Source organism: Psychrobacter sp. YGAH215, from assembly GCF_007280595.1.
Lineage (GTDB): Bacteria > Pseudomonadota > Gammaproteobacteria > Pseudomonadales > Moraxellaceae > Psychrobacter > Psychrobacter faecalis.
In genome coordinates, this window is record NZ_VKLR01000016.1 from 23814 (window position 1) to 50477 (window position 26664).

The 26664-nt window shown below is 44.5% G+C and carries 18 protein-coding genes and 2 tRNA genes; 14 read left to right on the forward strand and 6 right to left on the reverse strand.

The window, feature by feature from the left end:
* Positions 1-300: 300 nt before the first annotated feature.
* Complete coding sequence (acnA, locus tag FOR85_RS07880) at positions 301-3087, forward strand: aconitate hydratase AcnA (RefSeq protein WP_144297469.1); 2787 nt, start codon at positions 301-303, stop codon at positions 3085-3087.
* Between the two features lie 88 nt (positions 3088-3175).
* Here acnA and FOR85_RS07885 read toward each other — a convergent pair whose 3' ends face one another.
* The 4 genes from FOR85_RS07885 to gltX all read right to left on the reverse strand — a co-directional run bounded on the left by FOR85_RS07885 (position 3176) and on the right by gltX (position 6071).
* Positions 3176-3829: a LysE family translocator gene (locus FOR85_RS07885; RefSeq protein WP_144297470.1), complete on the reverse strand. Its 654-nt coding sequence runs from the start codon at positions 3827-3829 to the stop codon at positions 3176-3178.
* A 162-nt stretch (positions 3830-3991) separates the two neighbouring features.
* A tRNA-Glu gene (locus FOR85_RS07890) sits at positions 3992-4067 on the reverse strand.
* 164 nt (positions 4068-4231) lie between these two features.
* Positions 4232-4307 (reverse strand) — tRNA-Ala (locus FOR85_RS07895).
* Positions 4308-4535: 228 nt separating this feature from the next.
* A complete protein-coding gene (gltX, locus tag FOR85_RS07900) occupies positions 4536-6071 on the reverse strand; it encodes a glutamate--tRNA ligase (RefSeq protein WP_144297471.1) in 1536 nt (511 codons plus the stop codon).
* 425 nt (positions 6072-6496) lie between these two features.
* Between gltX and rsmH the strand changes: the two genes are divergently transcribed.
* The 7 genes from rsmH (at position 6497) to FOR85_RS07935 (ending at position 15945) form a co-directional block, all read left to right on the forward strand.
* Positions 6497-7510 carry a 16S rRNA (cytosine(1402)-N(4))-methyltransferase RsmH gene (gene rsmH, locus FOR85_RS07905; RefSeq protein WP_223808576.1) on the forward strand — a complete coding sequence of 338 codons (1014 nt, stop codon included), beginning with the start codon at positions 6497-6499 and terminating at the stop codon, positions 7508-7510.
* A gap of 238 nt (positions 7511-7748) precedes the next feature.
* Positions 7749-8219 (forward strand): cell division protein FtsL, encoded by a 471-nt coding sequence (locus tag FOR85_RS07910; protein ID WP_144297473.1) that lies wholly within the window; start codon positions 7749-7751, stop codon positions 8217-8219.
* Complete coding sequence (locus FOR85_RS07915) at positions 8216-10321, forward strand: penicillin-binding protein 2 (protein WP_144297474.1); 2106 nt, start codon at positions 8216-8218, stop codon at positions 10319-10321. Before FOR85_RS07910 ends, FOR85_RS07915 begins: the two co-directional genes overlap by 4 nt.
* 120 nt (positions 10322-10441) lie before the next feature.
* On the forward strand, positions 10442-12151 hold the full coding sequence (locus FOR85_RS07920; RefSeq protein ID WP_144297475.1) for a UDP-N-acetylmuramoyl-L-alanyl-D-glutamate--2,6-diaminopimelate ligase: 1710 nt from the start codon (positions 10442-10444) through the stop codon (positions 12149-12151).
* A gap of 107 nt (positions 12152-12258) precedes the next feature.
* Positions 12259-13710 carry a UDP-N-acetylmuramoyl-tripeptide--D-alanyl-D-alanine ligase gene (murF, locus tag FOR85_RS07925; protein WP_144297476.1) on the forward strand — a complete coding sequence of 484 codons (1452 nt, stop codon included), beginning with the start codon at positions 12259-12261 and terminating at the stop codon, positions 13708-13710.
* Between the two features lie 3 nt (positions 13711-13713).
* Complete coding sequence (gene mraY / locus FOR85_RS07930; protein ID WP_144297477.1) at positions 13714-14832, forward strand: phospho-N-acetylmuramoyl-pentapeptide-transferase; 1119 nt, start codon at positions 13714-13716, stop codon at positions 14830-14832.
* A gap of 168 nt (positions 14833-15000) precedes the next feature.
* Complete coding sequence (locus tag FOR85_RS07935; RefSeq protein ID WP_306767972.1) at positions 15001-15945, forward strand: putative RNA methyltransferase; 945 nt, start codon at positions 15001-15003, stop codon at positions 15943-15945.
* Positions 15946-15980: 35 nt separating this feature from the next.
* On the opposite strand, the gene cls is transcribed toward FOR85_RS07935, so the two are convergent.
* Together cls and FOR85_RS07945 are read right to left on the reverse strand one after the other, a co-directional pair.
* Positions 15981-17432: a cardiolipin synthase gene (cls, locus tag FOR85_RS07940; RefSeq protein WP_144297478.1), complete on the reverse strand. Its 1452-nt coding sequence runs from the start codon at positions 17430-17432 to the stop codon at positions 15981-15983.
* Positions 17433-17534: 102 nt separating this feature from the next.
* Positions 17535-18329: a YdcF family protein gene (locus FOR85_RS07945; protein ID WP_144297479.1), complete on the reverse strand. Its 795-nt coding sequence runs from the start codon at positions 18327-18329 to the stop codon at positions 17535-17537.
* A 162-nt stretch (positions 18330-18491) separates the two neighbouring features.
* On the opposite strand from FOR85_RS07945, the gene arsC reads away from it, so the two are divergent.
* The 6 genes from arsC to FOR85_RS07975 all read left to right on the forward strand — a co-directional run bounded on the left by arsC (position 18492) and on the right by FOR85_RS07975 (position 26642).
* On the forward strand, positions 18492-18899 hold the full coding sequence (arsC, locus tag FOR85_RS07950; protein WP_144297480.1) for an arsenate reductase (glutaredoxin): 408 nt from the start codon (positions 18492-18494) through the stop codon (positions 18897-18899).
* Positions 18886-19698, forward strand: a complete 813-nt coding sequence (arsH, locus tag FOR85_RS07955) for an arsenical resistance protein ArsH (RefSeq protein WP_223808573.1) — start codon at positions 18886-18888, stop codon at positions 19696-19698. The genes arsC and arsH overlap by 14 nt, the downstream gene beginning before the upstream one ends.
* Before the next feature lie 66 nt (positions 19699-19764).
* Positions 19765-21075, forward strand: coding sequence for an arsenic transporter (locus FOR85_RS07960; protein WP_144297481.1), 1311 nt, complete (start codon positions 19765-19767; stop codon positions 21073-21075).
* A 534-nt stretch (positions 21076-21609) separates the two neighbouring features.
* Complete coding sequence (locus FOR85_RS07965; protein WP_060491994.1) at positions 21610-24360, forward strand: type I restriction-modification system subunit M; 2751 nt, start codon at positions 21610-21612, stop codon at positions 24358-24360.
* 64 nt (positions 24361-24424) lie between these two features.
* Positions 24425-25435 (forward strand): virulence RhuM family protein, encoded by a 1011-nt coding sequence (locus FOR85_RS07970; protein ID WP_060491993.1) that lies wholly within the window; start codon positions 24425-24427, stop codon positions 25433-25435.
* Positions 25425-26642 carry a restriction endonuclease subunit S gene (locus FOR85_RS07975; RefSeq protein ID WP_144297482.1) on the forward strand — a complete coding sequence of 406 codons (1218 nt, stop codon included), beginning with the start codon at positions 25425-25427 and terminating at the stop codon, positions 26640-26642. Before FOR85_RS07970 ends, FOR85_RS07975 begins: the two co-directional genes overlap by 11 nt.
* Positions 26643-26664 lie beyond the last annotated feature (22 nt).

Here is a 26664-nt window from a genome sequence, read left to right on the forward strand (position 1 = left end):
AAGACGTTACAGTTAAACGCTAAACAGATGCATATATCTTTTGTTAATGGCGATTTTGTTCACCTCACCGTTATCAATAAACATTTATTCAAATAAAAGCACCGTTAACTATTGTACTTAGCACTTGTTAAAAACGAGCGCTTATTAAAAAATAGGTGTCGCCATTCGATTTAAGCACATTCATTTAAATTAAGAAGAAATAAGCCACCAGTTATCAGCATAAATTGCCATGCATTCACAGTCGTATTAATGGCATAAGGATTTATGCTTAGGATCTATAACAACGATAAGGAAGCTACCATGAGTGATATTTTTAATGTAAAAGATACGATTGAAGTCGCTGGCAAGGAGCACGTTTATTATAGCTTGCCAAAGCTGACTGACACTTACGAGAACATCAGCAAATTGCCGTTTTGTATGAAAATCGTCTTAGAAAACCTATTACGTAATGAAGACGACGGTCAATCTGTCGGCAAAAACCACATCGAAGCCGTTGCCAATTGGGACGCTGGCGCAGAAGCGTCAAAAGAAATCGCCTTTATGCCTGCGCGTGTGGTCTTGCAAGATTTCACTGGTGTACCGTCAGTGGTGGATTTGGCAGCGATGCGTGATGCGGTCGTTGAGCTTGGCGGTCGTGCCGAGCAAATTAACCCCTTTATCCCAAGTGAGTTGGTCGTTGACCACTCAGTACAGGTCGACGCTTATGGCCGTGAAGATGCACTAGACTTAAACGAGAAAATTGAATTTAAGCGCAATAACGAGCGTTATGAGTTTTTACATTGGGGCAAAAACGCCTTTAAAAACTTTGTCGTTGTGCCACCAGCAACCGGTATCGTGCATCAGGTTAACTTAGAATATTTAGCGCGTGTAGTAATGGCTGCTGAAGTAGACGGAGAGCTGACCGCGTATCCAGATACGGTATTTGGTACAGACAGTCACACGACGATGATTAATGGTATCGGCGTACTCGGTTGGGGTGTTGGTGGTATCGAAGCGGAAGCGGCGATGCTTGGTCAGCCATCCTCAATGCTCATTCCACAAGTGGTCGGTTTTGAGCTCAAAGGCAAATTGACCGAAGGCGTGACCGCAACGGATTTGGTACTACGCGTGGTTGAGATGTTACGTGCTCACGGTGTGGTAGGTAAATTCGTCGAATTTTACGGCGAAGGTTTACACAGTATGCCACTCGCTGACCGTGCAACCATTGCTAATATGTCACCAGAATACGGTGCGACTTGCGGTATTTTCCCGATTGACCAAATGGCGATTGATTATCTGCGTCTGTCAGGTCGTGAAGAAAGCCAGATTGAGCTGGTTGAAAAATATGCCAAAGCACAAGGTTTATGGCATGATGCCGATACGCCAGCGGCGACGTATTCAAGTAAGCTTGAGCTGGACTTATCATCGGTGAAACCAGCCCTTGCCGGTCCTAACTTGCCACAGCAGCGTATCAATTTATCTGATATGCATGAAAAATTTGGCGAAACGCTAGAGAAAATGACCAAAGACCGTAAGTCAGAAATCGATGGTAAGGTGCGCTTTGACCAAGAAGGTGCGCAGCAAGAGCAAGCCGATAGACTATATGCCAAGCCTAATGTCTTCTCTGACGTTAATATCGATGATAAGAGCCACAAACTGCGTGATGGTTCGGTGGTTATCGCCGCGATTACCTCTTGTACCAACACCTCAAACCCGGCGGTGATGATTGGCGCTGGTTTGGTGGCGAAAAAAGCCGCTGCCAAAGGTTTAAAAGCCAAGCCTTGGGTAAAAACCTCATTGGCACCAGGCTCAAAAGTTGTTACCGATTATCTTGAAAAAACCAAACTGATGGATGAGCTAGAGAAAACAGGCTTCTATTTGGTTGGTTATGGTTGTACCACCTGTATCGGTAACTCAGGCCCACTCTTAGAGTCGATTGAACAAGGTATCAAAGAAAACGATTTGGTTGCCGCTGCGGTGTTATCGGGTAACCGTAACTTTGAAGGGCGTATTCACTCGCACGTCAAGGCCAGTTACTTGGCGTCGCCACCGCTGGTGGTTGCTTATGCGCTGGCAGGGACGGTTGATATTGACTTGACCACCCATCCGCTAGGACAAGACCAAGACGGCAACGATGTGTTCTTAAAAGACATTTGGCCAACGTCCGATGAAATTAATGAACTAATTGCCAATAATATCGACGCCGATATGTTCCGTAAAAACTACGGCGAAGTATTTGACGGTAGTGCTGCATGGAACGCCATTAGCTCAGCCGATAGTCAGCTGTATCCATGGAGCGAAAAGTCTACTTATATCAAAAACCCACCGTTCTTTGATGGCATGACCATGGAGCCAGAAGGTATCCCTGATATCGAAGGCGCGCGTATCTTGGGTTTATTTGGCGATTCAATCACCACTGACCATATCTCGCCAGCTGGTAATATCGATGCTAATTCTCCTGCGGGTAAGTACTTGCAAGAGCGTGGTGTGATGCCAGCCGACTTTAATAGTTATGGCTCACGTCGTGGTAACGATGCGGTCATGACCCGCGGTACTTTTGCCAATATCCGTATCAAAAACCAGATGATGGGCGGTAAAGAAGGCGGCTATACTTACTACTTTAAAGGCGACAACGCGACGTTAAAAGACGGCGAAGAAATGGCCATCTATGACGCGGCAATGAAGTATAAAGAAGATCAGCGCCCACTTGTGGTACTTGGCGGTGCAGAATATGGGTCTGGATCAAGCCGTGACTGGGCAGCGAAGGGTACGATTTTGCTCGGGGTAAAAGCGGTATTGACCAGCTCGTTTGAGCGTATTCACCGCTCAAACTTAGTTGGTATGGGCGTGTTGCCATTAACCTTTAAAGATGGTGAAAACGCCGATACTTATCACCTAGACGGTTCTGAAGTGCTAAGTATCACAGGCCTTGATAATGGTGAGAGTAAAACCGCAACAGTGACGGCGACCCGTGCTGATGGTTCAACTGAAACCTTTGAGGTAAACGTCATGCTACAGACGCCAAAAGAGCGCGAATACGTGCGTCATGGCGGCGTATTGCACTATGTACTACGTCAATTAGCAGCTGAAAGTAAAAACGCAGCGTAATATTTAATTAAAGTGAGAATAAGAAAAGCCCGGTCGTGATGATTGGGCTTTTTTATGCGCAATACTTTTTAATTCGTTATTTTTACCTTTAACCCTTCTCAGTCAATAGCTTAATACCTAAGCCAATAAACACCACTCCACTAATTTTATTTAAAATAGATTCGATAGCTGGATTCTCTCGCAGCTTTTCACTGAATTTTGACGCCAGTAATGCCAAACATAAACACCATATAAAACCAGTGACGGCAAAGGTTAGTCCCAAAAGTAAAAAGGACAAGGTGCTATTCGCATAGTTAGGATTGATAAATTGCGGAAAGAAAGCCAAAAAGAATAGCGCGACTTTTGGATTAAAGGTATTGGTGAGCATACCTTGCTTATATATTTGCCAATAATCTAAAGTCTTAGCAGAAGAAGGTTTTCCGTTTTCTTGTAAACTCGCGCCTATCAAAGGCTGCTGTTTACTCATAAGTATTTTGACGCCTAGATAGCACAAATAGCTAGCACCTATATATTTAACAATCATAAATGCGGTAGGAGAGTTGGCCAGTAAAACGGATAAGCCCAGCGCCGCCAATAACGTATGTACTAAAATCCCTGAGATAATACCAAGCACGGAATAAAACCCCGCCGTTTGCCCCTGTGAAATACTGCGGGTAACGATATACATGCTATCGCTGCCAGGGGTCAGGTTTAACAAGATAGCCGCCAAGACAAACCCTAGGTAATTCTCGATACCAAACATAGCCAATATTTCCTTGTGATAGCATTAAACGTCTATAATAAATCACAGACATAAAAAATCCCAATCACCGTATGATGACTGGGATTTTTTATTGTGCGCTTATTAGTCTAATCTGATGCTTAAAGGCGCTAAGCAAAAGTGCTAATCATTGACGCCGAATAGTGGCGTCCCCAGGGGGATTCGAACCCCCGTTACCGCCGTGAAAGGGCGGTGTCCTAGGCCTCTAGACGATGGGGACGCATAGAGTGTCATAACCACTATTTTACAATAGCATTACAACGGTACTTCACAATATCAGAGTGCTTATCTATTAATAGAGCAAGCCTTGCCTAGGTGCTGATATCGTCCCACTAGCGAGTATTTATCAAAGTGTCAGTAAACTGAACGTTGCGATAAATAGTATGGTGGAGCTAAACGGAGTCGAACCGTTGACCCCTTGCATGCCATGCAAGTGCTCTACCAACTGAGCTATAGCCCCTCGCTAAGAGTGTGCGTATTTTAGGTAAGACCAGCAGTCTTGTCAACCGCTATTTTAAAAATAATGCAAAATAATGCAAAAAAAGTTAGTAAAAGTATTTAAATGGCTAATTATGGGCACTTTAGTACGGAGATGAATATAAAAAAAGGCCAGTAGTAGCCTGACCCTTTTTTATTACTTATGCATTCTACTCTTAATTAACCAGTACAAGGTTATTTAGCAGCCAAACTATTCAGCCGCCAAGAAGTCTGGCAATTCTGCCGCTTGTTTCTCAAGTTTTTTCAGCTTCTTTTTACCAAGGCCACCTAGGACATCAACCGCATGGCGCAAGCGTGTCAGCGTCATATCAGCGCCAATAATCGCCATAGAGTTCATGACAGGCGTCGATGAGGTGCTACCAGCGATAGCGATAAAGAACGGCGCCATAAAGTCACGCATCTTGATATCAAGATGCGCGGCAAGACCTTTTAGGGTGGCATAGATGTTTTCTTCCGTCCACGTCGGCAAGGTTTCTAGCTGCCAAAGCGCCAGTTGTAGCATCTCGGTAATTTGCTCAGGCGTCAGCGATTTATGGGTAAAGCTCTCAGCGGTGATAGCAGGCAGATTTTGGAAATAAAAGCCGCCCCAGTTAACCGCATCAGACAGCAGTTCAATACGTGGTTGAATCGCCGCGGCAATCGCGGTCAGTTTATCGCTGTCACTTGCCCACTCAAGGATTTTGTTTTTAAGCTGTTCAGGGGTAAGCGCACGTAGCCATTCCGCATTTAGCCAGTTGAGTTTTTCGATATCGAAAATAGGGCCACCAAGCGATACACGTTGAATATCAAAGCTGGTAATCATTTCCTCTAAGGTGAATTTCTCCGCTTCATCTGGCATTGAGTAGCCCATACGACCGAGATAATTTAGCAGGGCTCCAGGTAGCACGCCAGCATCACGATAGTAAGTGATAGAGGTTGGGTTTTTACGTTTTGACAGCTTTGATTTATCAGGGTTACGCAGTAGCGGCATATGGCAAAGAACGGGCATCTCCCAACCAAAATACTCATAAAGCAGCTGATGCTTCGGTGCCGAGTTGAGCCATTCTTCACCGCGCATAACATGACTGATTTCCATCAAATGGTCGTCGACGACGTTGGCGAGATGATAAGTTGGCATGCCATCAGTTTTTAGCAGCACTTGCATATCGACTTGCGTCCAAGGAATCTCAACCGTACCGCGTAGCATGTCATGTATCTGGCAGACGCCTTCGGTTGGCACGCGCATACGAATGACGTGTGGTAAGCCTGATGCAGCAAGCGCAGTAGTTTTTTCAGGAGCAAGGTGTGCGCAGCGACCGTCATAGCGCGGCGTTTCGCCATTGGCCATTTGCTCAGCGCGCATGGTATCAAGCTCTTCAGGGGTACAAAAACAGCGGAACGCATGGTCATTTTCTATCAGCTGCTCGGCATGTTTTTTATAAATATCACTACGTTCACTCTGACGATAAGGTGCGTGCGGACCGCCGATATCTGGTCCTTCCGCCCAGTCAAGACCGACCCAACGCAGCGCATCCAAAATCATTTGTTCAGATTGCTCGGTTGAGCGTGTTTGATCGGTGTCCTCAATACGCAAAATAAACTCGCCGCCATGGGCTTTGGCAAAGGCTAAATTAAATAGGGCGATATAAGCGGTGCCGACATGCGGAAAACCAGTTGGAGATGGCGCAATACGCGTACGAATAGGGCGCTTGCTATCAAGGTTGGCTTGGGATAATGTTTGGGTCATAAAAATCTCAGAATATGCTGGTGAATGAATAAAATGGCGAGAAAAGTTAAAGTTCAAGGCGAATAGAGAAATTGAGTCAAAATACGGGTGAAACAGTCGCCGTCACGGTAGAAAAATAGCGTAAAATATAGCGCTAGTATAACAGAGAGCTGAGATATTTTTAACGAAAAGCCTCTCTAGCGCTTGACTCGCCGTATATCCTTGCGATAATAATGCTAGGTGAGTCATAACTTGTTTATTTTCATCTGATTTTTTACTATTACTGGCCAAAAAGGTCATCATCTACTGAGTCGTTTGTGTCCATATCGAATCCAAAGTCAAAAAACACGTTAAATTCTAAAGAACCCCCTTCTTCAGTCATTGATAGTTCTGAGTCAGAGGTCAATTCGTCTATTGTTGAAAACGATTCTGCTCAAGAGCCCGTCATACAGCAAGCGGGTTCTAATGAATTAAGTTTTGTCCATGACGCCGTGCTACTACAAGAAACGGTGTCGGCGGTATTGGGTGTCAAAACGCTGCCCAAACAAACAGATGACAGCCGTCAAAACAGCTTACAAAAAAGTGGCATTTATGTGGATGCAACTTTTGGGCGCGGTGGGCATAGCCGCCTGCTATTAAGTCAGCTTGCTGATGATGCAACCTTAATTGTGTTTGATAAAGACCCAACAGCCATTAGCGTTGCGCAAGAATTGGCAAAATCTGATAGCCGCGTCAAAGTGGTGCATGATAGCTTTGCAACCTTGACCGATAGCCTAGCGGCGATGGGTATCACGAAAGTGGACGGTCTGATGGCGGATTTGGGTATTTCCTCGCCGCAGATTGATGACGGTAGGCGTGGTTTTAGTTTTATGCGCGATGGCGCGGTCGATATGCGCATGGATACCAGTCGCGGGCAGTCGGTTGCCGAGTGGCTCGAGACAGTCGACGATGAAACCTTGGCCGATGTGCTTTATGAGTTTGGCGAAGAGCGTCACAGCCGCCGTATTGCCCGTGCGATTAAGCAGATGGACAGCTATGAGTCCACGCTTGCGCTGGCAGAAGTGATAAAAGCAGCGCATCCAAATTGGCAGCGTGGTAAGCACCCAGCGACGCAAAGTTTTCAGGCCATGCGTATTTTTATCAATAATGAGCTTGGCGATGTCGATGACTTTTTGGAACAAAGTATTCCGATTTTAAAGTCGGGCGGTCAGCTGGCAGTGATTAGCTTTCATTCGTTAGAAGATCGCCGTATCAAGCAATTTTTGCAGCGCCATAGTAAAGGTCAGTATCCAGAAGATGAAAGCTTACCGATGCCGCCCAAGCGTCCGCGTTATTTTAGTAAGCCAAAACGCGTCGGCCCCAGTCAGGCTGAAATAAGCAATAATCCGCGCGCGCGTAGTGCGTGGCTGCGTATGGCGACCCGGAGCGATACGGATTATAAAGCAGATGATAATTCTTAAGCTAAGTCTTAAAACTTGCTATTCAGTTATGTGGGTAAAATATGACTGAATGTTTTAATGATTACGCGGCTGTTAAAAAGCTGTAAACATTCTCTGCTAGGCTCAGCAGTTACTTTTTGCTTGGTTATGTGTTTATTGATAGTTATTTTTATTGATGGTGCTGATGGCTCATGAGGGTGTGTTCACTCGCAAATCTTAGCGCTTTTTTTATTTTGAAGTTCACTTTTTTGAGATCGTCATGGCAATATCTGACAAACCTGTAAACCGCCGCGCCGCAATGCCTCCTAATCCTGATGTTGGCGAATTATTCGTGCGCCGATTTAACGTGGTCAGTATTTACGTGGTCATATTAGTGTTACTGGCAGCGGCTATTGTCTGGAGCGGCATCAAGACGGCAGAAGGCGTGCAGCAATATCATCAGGATTATAAAACCTTGCAAGATATGAAAAAACAAGAGCGCAAGCTACAGGTAGAACACCAGCGTTTGCTTATCGAGCAGCAAACCTTTAGTGCGACCCCGCAAATTGCCAGTCGCGCCGTTGCTGAATTGGGTATGTTTTCGCCAACCCTTAAAGACAAGCTGATTATTCAGCCGGGAGCGGCAGTTGCCGTCGCGCCAGTGCTCGAGGACGATGGCACAGATGCTGCCGCTGCCAATGAAACAGATTTTTTTGAGGCGGATGCTAACGCTGCGGAGGCAGGACGATGACTGATAAAAAGCCCACCGCCAAAAACGATAAAGCCGCCAAAAATAACAGCAAAAAATCCGCCAGCGGCAAAGTCACTAAGCCGCTACGCCGTGCCAGTGTTGCCAAATCTGGACAAACAAGCGGCAAAGCTGACATTAAAGCGGCCGATAACCGCAAAGCTAAGCTATTTAGCCGCCTAAAAAAGAACGAAGAGCAGGGCGCTTATACCAGTGTAAAAACCCAAAAAAGCAAAAGAGCCTTTTTGGGTAAAGCCTCTGGGGCGTCGTCGCGCGGCGGTGTTGAGCTGGACAAAAACCGCTTTCGCACGATTTGGGCAATATCGTTAGTCATTTTAGGCTTATTAATTGGCCGTGCTTATTATATACAAGTCGCCAATGCGCAGTTTTATCAAGATAAAGGCAATGAGCTGATTACCAGCGTGCGTACGCAAAAATCCTATCGCGGTATGATTACCGATCGTAATGATTTGCCTTTAGCTGTCAGTGCGCCGCTTGCGACCGTGTCGTTTAGCCCGCACGATTATGCGCGCGAATATTATGAGCTGAAGCGTATTATCTTGACCAACCCTGATAGTCCTCAGCTTGTCGCGCGTATGCAAAAGCGTTTAGATAATATGGATTTAACCACGCTTGCAGCAGCGGCCAACATCTCAGTCACTGAGCTGAAAAAAGTCACGGCTATCGATGACAGTATTGATGTCACCGATGAAGAAGCGGTGAAAGCGGCGCTACCATCGGGCGCAGGTTCACATTATCTGCCGCTTCTTAATAAAGTCACGCCTGAGATCGCCCAAAGTGTCAGCTCGCTTGATTTTCCGGGTGTCTATGAGAAAAACTTCTTTCAGCGCTATTATCCGCAGCCGCAACCAAACTCACAGTTATTAGGGTTCATGGGGCAAAACGCCAATGATCCTGAAGGCGGTTATGAAGGCCGTGCTGGTATTGAGCGTCAGTATGAAACGGCGCTGGCGGGTGAAGACGGTAAGGTGCTGGTATTAAAAGATGCCAAGCAAAATAGCTTAAAAGAAATCAAGCAAGTCGAGCCAGAAGTACCGGGTAAAGATGTCGCTTTAACGATTGATTCGCGCTTACAGTATCTGCTCTATAAAGAGCTTGAAAAAGCCGGTCGCCTGCAAAAAGCGCGCTGGTCGACTGGTATGATTGTTGATGTACAAACGGGCGAAGTGCTAGCGCTATCGACGTGGCCATCCTTTAACTCTAATAATCTGAACGAGATGACGGGTGAAAACCAGCGTAACCGTGCGCTGCTCGACGTCTTTGAGCCGGGTTCGGTCATGAAGCCATTTACCGTGGCAGCAGCATTGGATTCAGGTAAATATACCACCACGTCTTTGATTGATACCAATCCTGGCTCTATTCGTGTGCGCGGTTATACCATTCGCGACCACAATAATCTGGGACGCATTACGCTTGCGACATTACTACAAAAATCTAGTAACGTCGCCTCAACCAAGATTGCGTTATCCTTGCCGCCTGATGCCATTACCAATATGCAAAGACAGTTTGGCTTTGGGGCAAAAACTCCGCTGCAATTCCCCGGCGAGGGCAGTGGTCTTGTCGTTACGCCAAAAGAAAAAGAAACGTCAAGACGAGCAACGGTCAGTTATGGTTATGGCCTACAAGTCACCTTAGCTCAGGTCGCACAGGCGTATTCGGCGCTTGCCGCTGGTGGGGTAATGCACCCATTAACCTTAATTAAAGACGACAAAAAACAGCCTAGCAAACGTATCATGGCGCACGAACAAGCCATGTCTATCGTACAGATGCTAGAAAGCGTTACAGAACCAGGTGGTACGGCAAAGGCTGCTGCGATTGATGGCTATCGTGTGGCCGGTAAAACAGGTACCTCACGCCGTATTAACCCCAAAGGTGGTTACTATAGCGACCAGTACCGAAACGTCTTTGCCGGTATGGCGCCCGCGTCCAATCCTAAGCTGGTCGGGGTGATGCTTATCGAAGACCCGCGTGGTCAGATTTATGCTGGCTTAACGGTAGCCCCTGTCTTTCATAATGTTATGAAAGAGGCGCTACGTTTATATAATGTGCCGTTAGATAAACCATTGAAAACTGAAGAGCCGTAGCTAAAAAAGTAAATTCCATGCTTGAGTTTTATGACCAATTTTCATGATCAAGTTTCATGACTAAGCTCCATGTTTCAGCTGTTAACTATTTGATGCGTTTTAACCGTTTAGGATTTGCCAATGTCTCTGTCTACCTCGCCAAAAAGCAATACCGCAGTCACCTTACAACAGCTGATTGAAACCAGTAGCAACGATAGAGATAGGCAAAGCCATAGCTTAACGCAAGCATTAACAACGCTGATAAGCACATATAGCAGTCAACTACCGAAAGCAAAAACTTCGATTGCTCATATTCTCTTTGAGCAGTTCCGTCTAGACAGCCGTCAGTTAGTAGCAAACGATGTCTTTGTGTTATTAAAAAGTCAGACACCAAATTGCCAAAAAAGTCGCGACTACTTATATCAAGCCGCTGAGCAGGCGGCGTTTATCCTGTCGGAAATTGATCCAATCGCTTTGCTGTCTACAGCTAATGTGCCGCCACACGCCAATATTTCCTTCACAAACGATAGTGATCGCTCTAAAGCGCAGCAGCAATTAGCAGCACTGCCTTGTCCAGTAGTATACGTACCCCATATTCGTGATTTTTTAGGTGACTTGATTCAAGCGCGCTTACAGCATCAGCAGCCTGTGACCTTACCGACGGTCGTTGCGGTGACTGGTACCAATGGCAAAACCACCATCAGCCAATTGGTGGCGCAATTAACGCAATTGACGGGTATGAGTAGCGCCGTGATGGGCACGGCAGGTAACGGTAGGCTTGGCGCGCTGGTGCAAGCCAGCCATACCACCGGCGATGCCTTAGCGGTACAGCAGTTCTTATATCAAATGGGTCTCGAGAAGGCGCAATTATTGGCCTTAGAAGCGAGCTCGCACGGTCTCGATCAGCAGCGTTTACAAGGTATGCCGGTGTCGGTGGCGATTTATACCAATTTGAGCCGTGACCACCTCGATTATCATGCTGATATGGCAGAATATGCGGCGGCAAAAGCCAAGCTGTTTGATAAAGCGCATTTCCCCGAGTTAACCCACGCCATTATCAATATCGATGACGAGCATGCCCAGATTATGTTCGACACGGCGCATGCCAGTGGTTTGACCGTTTGGAGCTATAGTTTAGACCCAGCGAAATCTGCAACCTTTGTTGCCGCTGATATCAAGCCAAGCTTGCAAGGGGTTGAGATTGCACTGCGTACGGATTTTAAAAATAAAGAAACCAAGAGCATTAATATCATTAGCCCATTACTCGGGCGTTTTAACGTTGCCAATTTACTGGCTGCTATCGCCACTGCTGTAGCTTTAGGAATTAGCCTTGAGCGTATTGCTAATGTTATCCCGCAGCTACAAGGCGCGGTAGGGCGCATGCAGCGTGTGCCATCTGCTAATGGCTGTTTTATCGTCGATTATGCCCATACGCCTGATGCATTAAGCCAAGTACTTGCCAGTCTAAAAACCCATTGTAAAGGTCAGCTGTGGGCAGTATTTGGTTGTGGCGGTGATCGTGATGCCGGCAAACGTCCATTAATGGCGCAAGCGGGATTGGCGGGCGCTGATAAGGTTGTACTGACGGCGGACAATCCGCGTACCGAAGACCCGAACTTAATCTTGCAAGATATGCAAGCGGGCATGACCCGCGCACAGTACGAGCGTACCCATATCGAGCCTGCGCGCCAAACTGCCATCGAATACGCGGTCAAGCAAGCAGCGCCTGCTGATATCGTTGTTATCGCGGGCAAAGGTCATGAAACCTATCAAGAGATTAACCATGTGCGTTATGATTTTGACGACAGCGTTATTTTGCAACATGCCCTTAAGCAAGCCGGACGTTTATAGTATTTATAGCTAAGTAATAGCGCCTGCCATTCATTTTTTGTACGTTTTAAAAAACGTACGCTGAAAAATATCAAAGATAAGTAGTCATCATATATAAGGTAATCATTATGACAGCCGACAACGATAACAGCATTCAGTCGCAAGGGCTGTATGTTTGGCAAGCAGACAATCTGCTTGCGGCAACCAAAGTAGTGGGTGGCCATTGGCAATTTGGGACAGTATCTGTAGAGTCCAACAATGACGCAAACAAACCCATTAGTAGTAGTACGCGTATCGCTACCGATACGCGTACTATAAAAACCGGTGATATCTTTTTAGCCTTAACGGGTGATAATTTTGACGGACATGATTATCTGGATATTGCTATAGAAAAAGGTGCGGTTGCGGCTATCGTTTCACGTCCGATTGCTGCTGATATTGCGCAATTGGTTGTCGATGATACGCGTTTGGCGCTCGGTCAATTGGCGGCCTATCGTCGGCAGCAGCACGACAATTTAACCGTCATTGCCATTACAGGCTCGAGCGGCAAAACCACCTGTAAAGAGATGCTCGGTAGTATCTTTGGACGCTTGGCCCCAACACTGATTACCCGTGGCAACCTAAATAATGACTTAGGCGTGCCGATGATGCTACTCGAATTATCTGATCATCATCGCTATGCCATTTTGGAGCTGGGCGCAAACCATCTCGGTGAGATTGCTTATACCACTGAGATTGTGCAGCCTGATGTGGCATGTATCTTAAATATTGGTACCGCGCATTTGGGAGAATTTGGCAGCCGCGAAGGCATTTGCCAAACCAAAGCTGAAATTTACCATACCTTACATGATAACCAATTTGCCATAGTTCCTGATAAAGATGATTTTACCAATCAATTGCGCCGTATCGCTGAAAAGCATACCCCAAACGTTATAGGCTTTGGCAATACTGATGTCAGTGCCAGTCATTTAGATGTCGAGCCTGAGCGCAGTGAGTTTAAGCTGCATATTGGTAGCGAAGTCCATGATATTAATTTGCCATTAGCGGGCGAGCATAATGTCAATAATGCGTTGGCTGCTGCTGCTTGTGCCCATGCGTTAAATATCGATATTAGCGATATTGTCGTCGGGCTTGAAAACGCCCGTCCTGCAAAAGGACGCTTAAACAGCCAGCTCCTTGGTCTGCATCGCTTGATTGATGATACTTATAACGCCAATCCGCATTCGGTGCGCGCAGCTGCTAAAGTGCTGGCGGCGCAAACGGGTACGCAGGTGATGGTACTTGGCGATATCGGCGAGCTAGGAGAGGCGGCGATCAGTGAGCATCAAAGCTTAGGTCGTACCATTGCGACCACTGGCATCAATGTGCTGCTGTGCGTTGGTGAATATGCGCCCTATACGGTGGCGGGCGCGCAAGAGATTTCTGCTATCAATGCCCATGCCTTTGCTGATAAAGACAGTTTATTGGCCTATTTGCAGTCTTATTTACAAGCACAGCAGGCGCAGCCTTGTACGGTGCTGTTTAAAGGCTCACGTTCCATGGAAATGGAAACCCTTATCAATGCGCTAGTCGAGGAGTAGGCGGTGTTAGTTTGGTTGTTTGGCTGGCTTGGTCAGTATTATACGCCGTTTTCTGCGTTTTCTTCGTTGACGCTACGGGCGTTGTTGGCGGTTATTACTGCGCTGGCGTTCAGTATGGTGTTTGGCAGTCGCGTCATCAATCGCCTGCGTGCGCTCAAGTACGGTCAGGCGATTCGCAATGATGGTCCGCAGTCGCATTTGGTCAAAACCGGTACACCAACCATGGGCGGCGTGCTGATTTTAAGCGCAATTGGGGTATCGACTTTACTGTGGGCGCGATTAAACAATCCCTATGTGTGGATTTTGCTTATCGTCATGATTATCTTTGGCTCGGTTGGCTGGGCGGATGATTGGCTTAAAATTAAGTATAAAGACCCCAAAGGTCTGATCGCCCGCAAAAAATACTTTTGGCTGTCGATGGGGGCGTTATTCGTCGGGATTTCTTTATATTATATTGCTACCTTGCAGCCAAATATAGCGACCACGCGTGAGATGCAGGACTTGCTATTACCGATTTTTAAAGATTGGATGATTCCTTTTTCGGCAGTGCCCTTTGGAATTGGCTTTATTATCTTTACCTATTTTGTGATTAATGGTGCCTCAAACGCCGTTAACTTAACTGATGGCTTAGATGGTTTGGCGATTTTGCCCGTGGTCTTGGTGGCGGCAGGTCTAGGCGCCATGGCTTATGTGTCGGGCGACGTACGCTTTGCTGATTATTTGCATGTGCCTTATATTGCTTATAACTCAGAAGTGATTATTGTTTGCGGTGCGATGATTGGCGCAGGGTTAGGTTTTTTATGGTTTAACGCTCATCCAGCGCAAGTATTTATGGGTGATGTTGGGGCGCTAGCATTGGGCGCGATGCTCGGTACAATTGCGGTTATGACCCGTCAAGAGATTGCCTTTGCCATTATGGGCGGTTTATTTGTCGCCGAAGCCTTGTCTGTGATGCTACAAGTTGGCTCGTATAAGCTGCGTAAAAAACGCGTCTTTCGTATGGCGCCACTGCATCATCACTTTGAAGAGATTGGCTGGAAAGAAACCCAAGTAGTAGCACGATTTTGGATTATTGCCATTATCCTTGTGATTCTTGGGCTGATGACCTTAAAACTGCGTTAAGTTATCAAACAGCTTCAAATCAGAAAATTTTAAATCAAAAGCCATCTTAAAATTTAAGATGGCTTTTTTATATCCTACGCTACTTACTTTTTTGTTGCGGCATTTATCCCTTACTTAGCCGGAACTTTGTTAAAATGGCAGCCATATTGCGCTAACGTTGAGATACTTGTGAGCTTATTTATTTGTCCCCTTTGCCAATCACCTCTGCAGCCCGCCGATGATACGTGGCGCTGTGATGGCAGTTTGAACCCTAAGCAAACGGCTCATCCATTTGATGTGGCGCGTCAGGGTTATATCAACCTATTACCGGTGCAACAAAAAAAATCCAAAGCACCGGGCGACAGTCAGCAATCCATTGAGGCGCGTAAACGGTTTTTAAATGCCGGGCATTATCAGCCACTAAATGACTTAATTTGCCAAAAGATGACAGCGTTATTGATGGCAAAAAAAGCCAGTCTTAAGCAAAAAAATAAACCCATTAATTGGCTGGATATTGGCTGCGGAGAGGGCTATTACACGCAGGCAATGGCGCAAACAGGTATGGATATGCTTATCGCTGCCGATATCAGTAAACCTGCTGTTGTAGAGCTGGCGAGAACCAGTAAGGCTTTAGGTCGTCTTTGGTATCAAGGGGCTGAGGAGGCTAAGGAAGATGGGACTTATGCAGCAGCTATTTACCCGCTGGTGACTAGCGCGGCGCATTTGCCGCTACGCGCGCATAGTATCGATGGTATTAGCAGTATCTTTAGTCCCATTTTGCCAGAAGCATTTAATGAAGTGTTAAGCGACGAGGGCTATTTGATCATTGCCAAGCCCGATATCGGGCATTTGGCAACGATGCGTGAGGCGTTATTTGATGACGTCCGTGAGCATGATTCTGATAAGTTTTTGGACGAATTAGCGCCTTATTTTCAGTTGTTAGAGACCCATCATGTCAGTAGTAAGCTCAGTTTAGCGGCAGAGGCATTGGCAGATTTAATGACCATGACCCCTTATGCCTATCGGGCCCGTAGCGAAAAAAGGCAGCGGCTACTAGCAGAGGGGGCAGTACAACCTTTTGCAACAGAAGCTAAGTTTGTTGTCTATGTTTTACAAAAAAAGCCCACTCATTAATGGGCGGCAATTGGCTGCATCGGCTAAAGGTCGACTTATAAAATCGGTCCCATGGTGGCGACGATATTATTCCAAATCCGATACGGTAACGGCCAGTTGTTAACCTCTTCAAGCGTTACTTCATCAGAATCAGCGATATACTGATATTGGCGCTCCATAATATCGGCGGTCAGTTTGTTATCACTAAAGACGATATTGTTTTCATAATTTAAATGAAAACTGCGCAAATCCAAATTGGTTGAACCAATCAAGCTGATTTCACCATCGACAGTCAGGGTTTTGGCGTGTAGCAGCCCCGGCTTATACTCGTAGATTTTTACGCCAGCCTCAAGCAATTCCCAATAATAACTGTGACTGGTGGCGGCAACGATAAAGGAGTCGTTTTTCTTTGGAAAAACCATCGTCACTTCAACCCCGCGATAGGCGGTTGCACATAGGATACTCACCAGCGAATAATCAGGCACGAAATAAGGCGTAGAAATGATGAGTGTGTGCTGGGCTTGGCTAATTAAGGCACCCAAAAACTGCGGCGTGTTGCCTTGACGCTGGGTCGGGCCATCAGAAAAAACTTGCGCAGCAAAATCATTGGGCGGCAGATTTGGCTGCAAATCGGTGCTGTACGGAAAGCTGTCGAGCGGCGTATTAGGGTTTTCATTTAGCCAATCACTGGCAAATAGCATCTGATTTTGCGCAACGATGGGCCCTTCGATACGCAGCATAATATCAACCCAGGGAGCGTATTTTGGCTTTACACGAAACTCAGGGTCGGCGCAGTTACGGCTACCAAAATAGCCAACCTTACCGTCAATCACGGTAATTTTGCGGTGGTTACGCAAGTCAATACGGCTAAAGAGCATAACCTTTATGATATTGGTTAACGGTAGCGCCACACTGAGCTGCACACCCGCGTCCTTCATCTCTTGCCATAACTTTGAGCCGACCATCTTGCGCGAGCCCATGCCATCGACCATCGCTCGGCAGGTGACGCCGCGCTTTGCTGCCCGAATTAGGGCTTCTGCGGTAGCCGTACCCATGCCATCGACCAGCCAAATATAATACAGCACATGGATATGGTCTGTTGCCGCATCAAAGTCGTCAATCATACGTGTGCGCGTCTCATTGGCATCTGCCATTAGCTCAGCGCGATTGCCAACTGTCGTCTGAAAGCCGGTGGCTTTTGCTGAATAAGCAAAGGCTGCGCGGTACTCAGGCTTAACGGCATGTAATAACGCCATATCGCTACCAAGTACCTCTGGGCGATGACGATGCAATTTATCGATGATTTTCTGACGTTCGCGTGTGAAGTTGCGCCCTAAATGCACCTCACCAAACATCCAATAAACCAAGACGCCAAAATAAGGTAAGAGAAATAAAATCACCAACCAAGCCAAACGCGCCGGCGCCGTTAAGTCATGGCGCGCAAGGACGCGCAACGATATTAGCACCAGCAGTATAAAGTGAATGGTTAATAAAATATCGACGAGCATAGCGGAATCCGTTGTTATTATATTTATGAAGGTTATGGTTGCTCTTGGTTATATTTCAGGACTAAATTATTGGCCGAGTTGCCTTATTGATGGCTTTTATCATTAATATTCACCAAACAGCCAACCACTGACAAAGGCAAAATACTCACGAAACCACGCATTGTAGCGAATCGATAGCGGCGTTGGACTGGCGAGCAAAATAGGTCGCTGATAACCTTGATGCTTGGCAATGGCAGCCGCGCGAATGGTATGAAAATCACTGGTCACAATGGCAATAGGCGCCGTGATAGGCACTTCTTTTGCTGCCAAAATTACTTGGCTATAGATTAAGTTTTCGGCGGTACTGGTGCTTTTGCCCTCTTGTAAGATGTGCTCAAAGGCAATGCCATGTGTCTCATGTAAATAAGTCGCCATAATACTGGCTTCACTGCGCGTCTGCCCCATACCTATACCGCCACTGGTCAGCGCTAGCGCCTCTGGCTGTGCTTTAATCAGCGGGGCGGCCGTATCTAAACGCTGAGCAAGCGTCGGTGTTGGCTTGCCTGCGATAGTACCTGAACCTAATACAATAATCGCCGCGACCTCAGGCACAGGTTGTGCGCTGCGCTTGATCTGCTGCTGCAACGAGAAAATAAATAAGCCAAAGCTTATCAGCCAAATAAAAAACAGCAGCCATAGCGCATACCAAAGACGATTGCGAAATGGGTTTTGCCTAGTAAATTTGCGGATAGCATGCCAAAATATCCCATGGGTGACAAACACGCTGCCCAATAAGAATGGTACGACAGTGCCAAAGTTGATTTTTCCGACCGTCATTAACACGGCACAATCAACCATGATAACGGCACCGATAGCCACCAATCCAACTCGCGCTATAATGAGTAATTTTTTTGCCATAGTTTTAAATTTATTATGTTTAGGTAAAGCTGCTGTAGTTTAGGGTTTATTCAATCAAGTGCTTATTTGTCTATTTAATTATACGTTGTTTTAATTGCATGGCGGTTTGGTCATATCAAGACATACCAAATCCAATCCCTTTAACGTAAAAAGGAGAACCTTATGACGCCAATAATTTTTCATAATCCAAAATGCGGCACTTCTCGTAATACCCTTGCCATTATGCAGGCCTCAGGTGAGACGCCAGATGTGGTGGAATATCTAAAAACACCGCCATCTCGTGAGTACTTGATTGAGTTGTTGGCATTGATGCAGAATACTCCGCGCGAGCTTTTACGCAGTAAAGAGAGTATTTATACCGAGCTTGGTTTAGACAATCCAGCATTGACGGACGCGCAACTGATTGATGCCATGATAGCGCACCCTATTTTAATCAATCGTCCTATTGTTGTTACCGATAAAGGCGCGGCGCTGTGCCGACCGGCAGAGCGAGTGTTTGAATTACTGGAAAATCCGGTCAGTAGTTTCACAAAAGAGAATGGGGAAGTGGTGAAGCATGTTACAGAATAAAAAGACAGAAGTCTTAATAGTAGACGGTCTTAGTAATAAAAGTACTAGTAATATTGACGCTACTGATTTGCCCGCTGCTGATTCACTTAATAACGATTTACCCAATGTTGATTTTGATCAAATACAAGCCATTGATATTGAGTCTTTGGTCGGTAAAGATGACCCACGCCATGCGCCAAGAATATTGGTGTTATATGGCTCCCTGCGAGCGCGCTCATTTTCTAGATTGGCCGCTGAGGAAGCAAGCCGTCTATTGCGTTGGTATGGCTGTGAGGTGCGCATGTTTAATCCATCAGGTTTGCCACTGCCAGATGACGCAGATAGCGACCACCCAAAGGTGCAAGAGTTACGCGAGCTGGCACAGTGGTCAGAGGGCATGCTGTGGGTCAGTCCCGAGCGCCATGGCAGCATTACCAGTATTATGAAAGCGCAAATTGACTGGATTCCATTGGCGCTCGGCGGCGTACGTCCGACCCAAGGTAAAACTCTCGCTATCATGCAAGTCAGTGGCGGCAGCCAAAGTTTTAATACCGTCAATCAATTACGTATTCTTGGGCGCTGGATGCGGATGATTACCATCCCCAATCAATCTTCTATCCCTAAAGCATTTTTGGAATTTGACGATAATGACCGCATGAAAATGTCCCCACTTTATCTGCGTGTGGTTGACGTTTGCGAAGAATTGGTCAAATTTACCTGGCTTACCCGAGGTCGTTCGGTGTATCTGACTGATCGCTATTCAGAACGGGTTGAAAGCGCTGCGGAAGTCTCACAACGCGTCAATCAAAAATCGCTCTAACGTTGTTATTTTATTATTGCCTTTATTAATATTTCATTGCTTCAATTGGCTCATTAAGGTTACTTCATGCTCGCATTCGCTATTTTTATCGTAACTTTGGTCTTGGTCATCTGGCAGCCGAAAGGGCTTGGCATTGGTTGGAGTGCGATGGGCGGCGCTTTGGTTGCCTTAGTATTTGGTGTGGTGCACTGGTCTGACGTTGGTATCGTTTGGGATATCGTTTGGGACGCCACTTTTACTTTTGTGGCATTGATTATCATCTCCCTTATTTTAGATGAAGCGGGATTTTTTGGCTGGGCGGCATTACACGTCGCTCGGCTGGGCAATGGGCGCGGGCGTTTGCTATTTCCGATGATTGTGCTGCTAGGAGCGTTTATCTCCGCCTTCTTTGCCAATGATGGGGCGGCCTTACTGCTGACGCCAATTGTGATTGCTATTCTACTGCGCCTTGATTTTCCCCCCAAATCTGCTTTAGCTTTTATTATTGCCACTGGTTTTATTGCTGATACCGCAAGCTTGCCATTAGTGACTTCTAATTTGGTTAATATCGTCAGTGCCAATTATTTTGATATTGGTTTTGGTCGCTATGCGGCGGTGATGGTACCGGTAAATATCGTCTCTGTTCTAGCGACGCTATCGGTATTGTGGCTTGCTTATGCGCGGTACATTCCGAGGCACTACTCAACGGCAAATCTTAGCGCACCTCAATCGGCTATCAAAGATCCTCTGGTATTTCGGGCGGCTTTTCCACTATTAGCATCATTATTAGTGGCGTATTTCGCGACTGAATCGCTCGGGCTAGTTATCTCTGTAGTAACAGGTGCAGCGGCGCTTCTCCTAATGGCCATAGCTGGACGCTGGTGGCAAGGCGGGCGTGATGCTAAGTTTTCTATCGTCAATATTCTTAAAAAAGCACCGTGGCAAATTGTATTGTTTTCAATCGGTATGTATTTGGTGGTTTATGGTTTGGGCAATGCAGGGCTTACCGCCTATGGCGCACGAATACTTAATTGGCTAGGTCAACAAGGCGCGCTCGTTGCGACGGTCGGCACAGGGTTCTTGTCCGCCATCGTAGCGTCTGTGATGAATAATATGCCGTCGACGCTGATAGGCGCGCTGGCGATTGATAGTGCCCAAGTGCCCGCTGCTACACGAGAGTTGATGATTTATGCCAATGTCATCGGCAATGACTTGGGACCAAAATTCACGCCTATTGGTAGTTTGGCGACGCTATTGTGGTTACACGTATTGGCTGAAAAGGATTATAAAATCAGCTGGGGGCAATATATGAAGGTCGGACTGCTGATAACGCCGCCGGTATTATTAGCCACGCTATTGGCGTTGGTATTTTGGCTGCCTAAATTGCCGAGTGTTTAGGGAGTTTGTGAAAGAGTAGAAAAAAATAGGAAAACTGCAGTCTTTGATTAAGCAATATAGGATTGGCGGTGAAGGAGGAAGTCGCACTTGTAATTTAAGTAATTGATTTTAAATGATTTTTTATAAATATTAATAGGTATAGACCAACAATTAGACCAACATCTTTCAAGTATCGGATGGAAAGCGAATAACAGAATTTACCCTTTGATAGATTGTAACTAAATATTTCTAAGATACTATTTAGTCTCAAATATATATTATCACTAAAAATGTAAAATTACTTATTTCAATGATATAAGTAGATAATAAAGAAAAAACGGTGAACTAATTTTATTATGCATCTTTCATCTCGAATATAGCCAGTTACTGGATTGGGGAAGCTGCTTGACAAGCATTGCAATCCCCTCCGATTCTACTATCTAAAATACATCAATAAATCAAACTAATATCACTTTGCCTTCGAGAGTGCTAACCGCTACAATCTTATCCCATATTCCCCTTTCCTTGATTTACTTACATAGACTATCTAGCCTTATGAATAAACAACAATTAGCCAATAAAATTTGGCAGTCTGCCAATCAAATGCGTTCTAAAATCGAAGCCAACGAATATAAAGATTATATTATAGGCTTTGTGTTTTATAAGTTTTTATCAGACAAAGAAGTTCGCTTTTTAAAAGAAAATGATTTTACGGAACAGGATATCGCTAATCTCACTGAAGCGGATACTGAGACGGTAGATTTTATCAAAAAGGGCGTGGGCTATTTTATTGCCTATCCTCATTTGTTTTCCACATGGATAGATAAGGGCAGTGACTTTGATATCGCTGATGTACGTGATGCCTTGTCAGCGTTTTCACGCAATATTGAACATAAGAAAGTATTCGAGGGAATTTTTGATACCTTACAAACAGGTTTAAGTAAGCTTGGTGAGAATACTGGGTCACAAAGTAAAGCTGCCAGTAGTCTCATTCATCTTATAAAAAACATACCAATGGATGGTAAGCAAGACTACGATGTGCTTGGCTTCATTTATGAATACTTACTGGGTATGTTCGCCGCGAACGCTGGAAAAAAAGCAGGTGAGTTCTACACGCCACATGAGGTGTCACTGCTGATGTCGGAAATAGTGGCTCATCATCTAAGAGATCGTGACAAGATTGAAATTTATGACCCAACCAGTGGTTCGGGCTCATTATTGATTAACATTGGTCAATCAGTTGCTAGACACATTGACGATAGTAATAATATTAAATATTACGCTCAAGAACTTAAACAAAACACTTATAACTTAACCCGCATGAACCTTATTATGCGTGGGGTTTTACCAGCCAATATCGTGACTCGTAATGCTGATACGCTAGAGGATGACTGGCCCTATTTTAATGATGCAGATCCTATAAATAGCTATGAGACTTTATATGTCGATGCTGTGGTATCGAATCCACCATACTCGCAAGAGTGGGAACCCAAAAATAAAGAATCTGACCCTCGCTATGCTCGTTTTGGGCTAGCTCCAAAAGGCAAAGCAGATTTTGCTTTTTTACTCCATGATTTATATCATCTAAAGCCTGATGGTATCATGACTATCGTATTGCCTCACGGTGTCCTGTTTCGTGGTGGTGAAGAAGAAACTATCCGCAAGAACCTAATTGAAGCCAATCATATCGATGCGATTATTGGACTACCTGCCAATATCTTCTTTGGTACAGGCATCCCTACTGTCATCATGGTGCTCAAACAAAAACGTGCTGATACCGATATTCTGATTATCGATGCTTCAAAGGGCTTTATAAAGGTAGGTAAAGACAACCAGCTACAAGCCTCAGACATCAAAAAAATTACTGATGCAGTCATTAACCGAGAGAACATAGATAAATACGCGTCCGTCGTGAGCCAGAAAAAGGTACGCGAGCAAAACTATAATTTAAATATACCTCGCTATGTAGATTCTTCTGATGATGCGCAGACGTGGGATATTTATGCCACGATGTTTGGCGGTATTCCACAACACGAAATCGAGTCGTTACGACAATATTGGCAGGCTTTCCCTAGCTTAAAAGACAGTCTATTTACGCAAACCGATAATACGCCTTATTTTGGGTTAACGACTAAAGAGATTGAAACTCGTATCTATGATAACGAAGATATAAAGGCGTTTTTTGATCACTATCATTCAACATTCGTAAGCTTTAGCGATTATCTACGGGCTGAATTGATCGACAATTCAACTACGCTCAAGATCTCTAGGCAAGAAAATGTGTTAGCAAATAATATATTTGAGCGCTTACAGCACTTCAAACTAATTGATAAATATGCTGCCTATCAATCTCTTGATGACTTGTGGCAACAGATAATGACAGATTTAGAAATCATTCAAACCGAGAGCTTTGCCGCGACCAAAAAGGTCAATCCGAATATGGTAATAAAAAAAGTCAACGGTAAGGATAAAGAAGTACAAGAAGGCTGGGTCGGGCATATATTGCCCTTTGAGCTAGTCCAGCAGCAGCTATTAGCCGATGATTTAAAGCAACTAAAGGATAAAGAAAGCCGTCTAGGCGCAGTAGCTAGCGAGCTAGAGGCTTTGATAGATGAGCTGGATGAGGAGCAAAAAGAGAGTTTGCTTAATGATAGCAATAGCAGCTTTTTAGTTAATGAGGTCAATAAAGCCCTCAAGTCAGCCTATGCTGACATTGAGACCCCTGAAGTCGTAGCGTTAAATGCTTACCTAGCATTTTTGGATGAAAAGCCCAACAAGCTTGAAAAGCTCGAATTCATTGCTAACAATACCATTGTTAATTGGCAAGATGTCGATGCCAACAAAGACGGTACTTATGGCAAATCCAAAATAAATGCTTATCTCAAGACCTTACAAGCCTCGCACCAGTTTGCTGATGACAGTGATGAGGCTAGACTAGTGCAGATAAGCGATTTATTAGATGAAGAAAAAACACTAAAGTCGGAGATTAAAGAAGACACAGAAGCTTTGCATCAAAAAACTAAATTGACGATTGAGGCGCTGACTGATGAAAAGGTGAATGATCTACTAAATCATAAATGGATATTACCATTAGTACAAGCAATGGCACAGTTAGCAAATGATGTAGTAAGCCACCTAACGCTGCAAGTGCAGGCATTGGCTGATAAATATGCTGATACCTATACGGATACCATTAGCCAATTGAATACGGCTGAAAATGAGCTGGCAGATTTGCTTGATGAGCTGACTGGTAATGAGTTTGATATGGCCGGATTACAAGCATTTCAGACGTTGTTGAAAGAATAAAGCTTATACATAGTGAGTCATTCTTATCACATACGCTTTATATATTTAAAATAAGAGAGAAATTATGGATAACAAATTTTTGCTCTATACAACCGCCAGCGGTAATGTTGATGTTAGTGTTTATCTTGAAGATGAAACATTATGGCTAACGCAAAAAGAAATCACTATATTATTTGGCGTGTCAAAATCAACCATTAGTGAACACTTCAAAAATATCTTTGAAAGTGGTGAGTTGGAAGAGATTCGAACTGTTCGGAAATTCCGAACGGTTCGTCAAGAGGGGGAAAGGCAGGTAACGAGAGAGCTAGAGCATTACAATCTTGATGCCATCATTTCCGTCGGCTATCGGGTCAACTCTGCTCAAGCAACGCAGTTTCGTATTTGGGCGACCCAGATACTAAAAGAGTTTATACAAAAAGGCTTTGTGTTAGATGATGAGCGTCTCAAGCAAGGCAAAGCTGTATTCGGACAAGATTACTTTCGTGAATTACTGGAACGCGTACGCTCAATCCGTGCCAGTGAGCGTAGGGTATGGCAGCAAATCACCGATATATTTAGAGAGTGTAGCATCGACTATGATAAACACTCATCCATTACCCGTCAGTTCTATGCCAATGTACAAAATAAATTTCATTATGCGATTACAGGGCAGACAGCTGCTGAGATAGTTTATACCAGTGCTAATAAAAATTCTGAAAATATGGGGCTTACCACATGGAAATCTTCACCAGAGGGTAGGGTGCTTTTGAGCGATACTTTTACGGCTAAAAATTATTTGACTGAAAAACAAATTCGTCAGTTAGAGAGAGCAGTAACGAGCTATTTTGATTATATAGAGAGTCTAATCGAACGCGGTGACAAAGATCAGTTTACGATGGAGAAGTTGGCAGATAGTGTGAACCGCTTTTTAAGTTTTAATGAGTATCAGGTGTTAGATGGCTATGGTCAAGTGTCAGCCGAGCAAGCAAAAGAAAAAGCGCGAGTAGAATATGCTGCGTTCAATAAAGAACAGAAAATAATCTCTGACTTTGATAAAAAAATTAAGCAGTTAGCGGAGCGATCAGATGATAACTAAAAAATATATTCCGCAAATTCGCTTTAAAGGCTTTGATGAGGATTGGGCTGTACAATCAATGGAGGGTTTCGGTTCATCAGTGGGTGGAACGTCACTAGAAAGTGAGTTTACAACGACTGGTAAGTACAAGGTAATAAGCATTGGCTCGTATTCAAAAAATAGCACTTACACAGATCAAGGTATCCGAGTACCAGAAAATGAAAAAACCCGTAAAAAGATTTTAAATAAGAATGATCTCGCTATGGTTCTGAATGATAAAACATTAGCAGGGAATATCATAGGAAGAGCTCTACTAATCGATGAAGACGAAAAATACGTTTTTAATCAGAGAACACAGCGACTGATATTAAATCAGCAAAAGTATTATCCTAAATTTATTTATCAAATGCTCAATGCTAATAACATACGTGAAAAGATTGTAAAGTCCTCACAAGGGAATACACAAATCTATGTTAATTGGTCAGGTGTTAAAAGCTTAACATATTCATTACCGAATTCATTGCAAGAACAAACTGCTATCGGCAACCTTTTTCAAAATATTGACCAAACCATTGCGTTACAGCGTCGTCAGTATGAGCAAACGCAAACACTAAAGAAATCGTTGCTAGGTAAAATGTTTCCACAAGCAAATCAAAGTCAGCCTGATATACGTCTAAAAAGTTTTAGTGGTGATTGGGTTGAATACAGACTTGGAGACATTGCAAATCTTATTAATGGAAGAGCATATAAACAAGATGAGCTCTTAGATAGTGGAAAATATCCAGTTTTAAGAGTAGGTAATTTTAATACAAATACACATTGGTATTACTCTGACCTTGAACTTGATGACAAGTTCTACGTAAACCAAGGTGATTTGCTTTATACGTGGGCTACTATCTTTGCTCCATATCTTTGGAGTGGGAACAAGGCTATTTATCATTACCATATATGGAAGTTAGATTTAACTTGTAGTCTTGATAAGCTGTTCACGTTTCATTTGCTAAAAGCTGAAGAAGTTTCTTTAACGAGTAATACTAATGGCTCAACTATGATTCATGTAACAAAAGGAGAAATGGAAAATAAAAAGATTAAAATACCATCAATCGAAGAACAAAAAGCCATAGGTAAACTTCTTAAGCAATTAGATGACACCCTAACTTTACAGACTAAACAACTTAAAACCTTAGAAAATCTTAAAAAAGCCTTATTGGCAAAAATGTTTGTTTGACTCTACCTTTTAAGGCTAGCAC

What these genes read in the sequence shown, in the direction of transcription:
- FOR85_RS07960 (WP_144297481.1), top strand. Translation starts at nt 19,765, where the DNA reads ATGCTCGCATTCGCTATTTTTATCGTAACTTTGGTCTTGGTCATCTGG.
- FOR85_RS07965 (WP_060491994.1), top strand. Translation starts at nt 21,610, where the DNA reads ATGAATAAACAACAATTAGCCAATAAAATTTGGCAGTCTGCCAATCAA.
- arsH (WP_223808573.1), top strand. Translation starts at nt 18,886, where the DNA reads ATGTTACAGAATAAAAAGACAGAAGTCTTAATAGTAGACGGTCTTAGT.
- FOR85_RS07910 (WP_144297473.1), top strand. Translation starts at nt 7,749, where the DNA reads ATGGCAATATCTGACAAACCTGTAAACCGCCGCGCCGCAATGCCTCCT.
- arsC (WP_144297480.1), top strand. Translation starts at nt 18,492, where the DNA reads ATGACGCCAATAATTTTTCATAATCCAAAATGCGGCACTTCTCGTAAT.
- acnA (WP_144297469.1), top strand. Translation starts at nt 301, where the DNA reads ATGAGTGATATTTTTAATGTAAAAGATACGATTGAAGTCGCTGGCAAG.
- FOR85_RS07970 (WP_060491993.1), top strand. Translation starts at nt 24,425, where the DNA reads ATGGATAACAAATTTTTGCTCTATACAACCGCCAGCGGTAATGTTGAT.
- FOR85_RS07975 (WP_144297482.1), top strand. Translation starts at nt 25,425, where the DNA reads ATGATAACTAAAAAATATATTCCGCAAATTCGCTTTAAAGGCTTTGAT.
- FOR85_RS07915 (WP_144297474.1), top strand. Translation starts at nt 8,216, where the DNA reads ATGACTGATAAAAAGCCCACCGCCAAAAACGATAAAGCCGCCAAAAAT.
- cls (WP_144297478.1), bottom strand. Translation starts at nt 17,432, where the DNA reads ATGCTCGTCGATATTTTATTAACCATTCACTTTATACTGCTGGTGCTA.
- gltX (WP_144297471.1), bottom strand. Translation starts at nt 6,071, where the DNA reads ATGACCCAAACATTATCCCAAGCCAACCTTGATAGCAAGCGCCCTATT.
- murF (WP_144297476.1), top strand. Translation starts at nt 12,259, where the DNA reads ATGACAGCCGACAACGATAACAGCATTCAGTCGCAAGGGCTGTATGTT.
- FOR85_RS07920 (WP_144297475.1), top strand. Translation starts at nt 10,442, where the DNA reads ATGTCTCTGTCTACCTCGCCAAAAAGCAATACCGCAGTCACCTTACAA.
- FOR85_RS07885 (WP_144297470.1), bottom strand. Translation starts at nt 3,829, where the DNA reads ATGTTTGGTATCGAGAATTACCTAGGGTTTGTCTTGGCGGCTATCTTG.
- FOR85_RS07945 (WP_144297479.1), bottom strand. Translation starts at nt 18,329, where the DNA reads ATGGCAAAAAAATTACTCATTATAGCGCGAGTTGGATTGGTGGCTATC.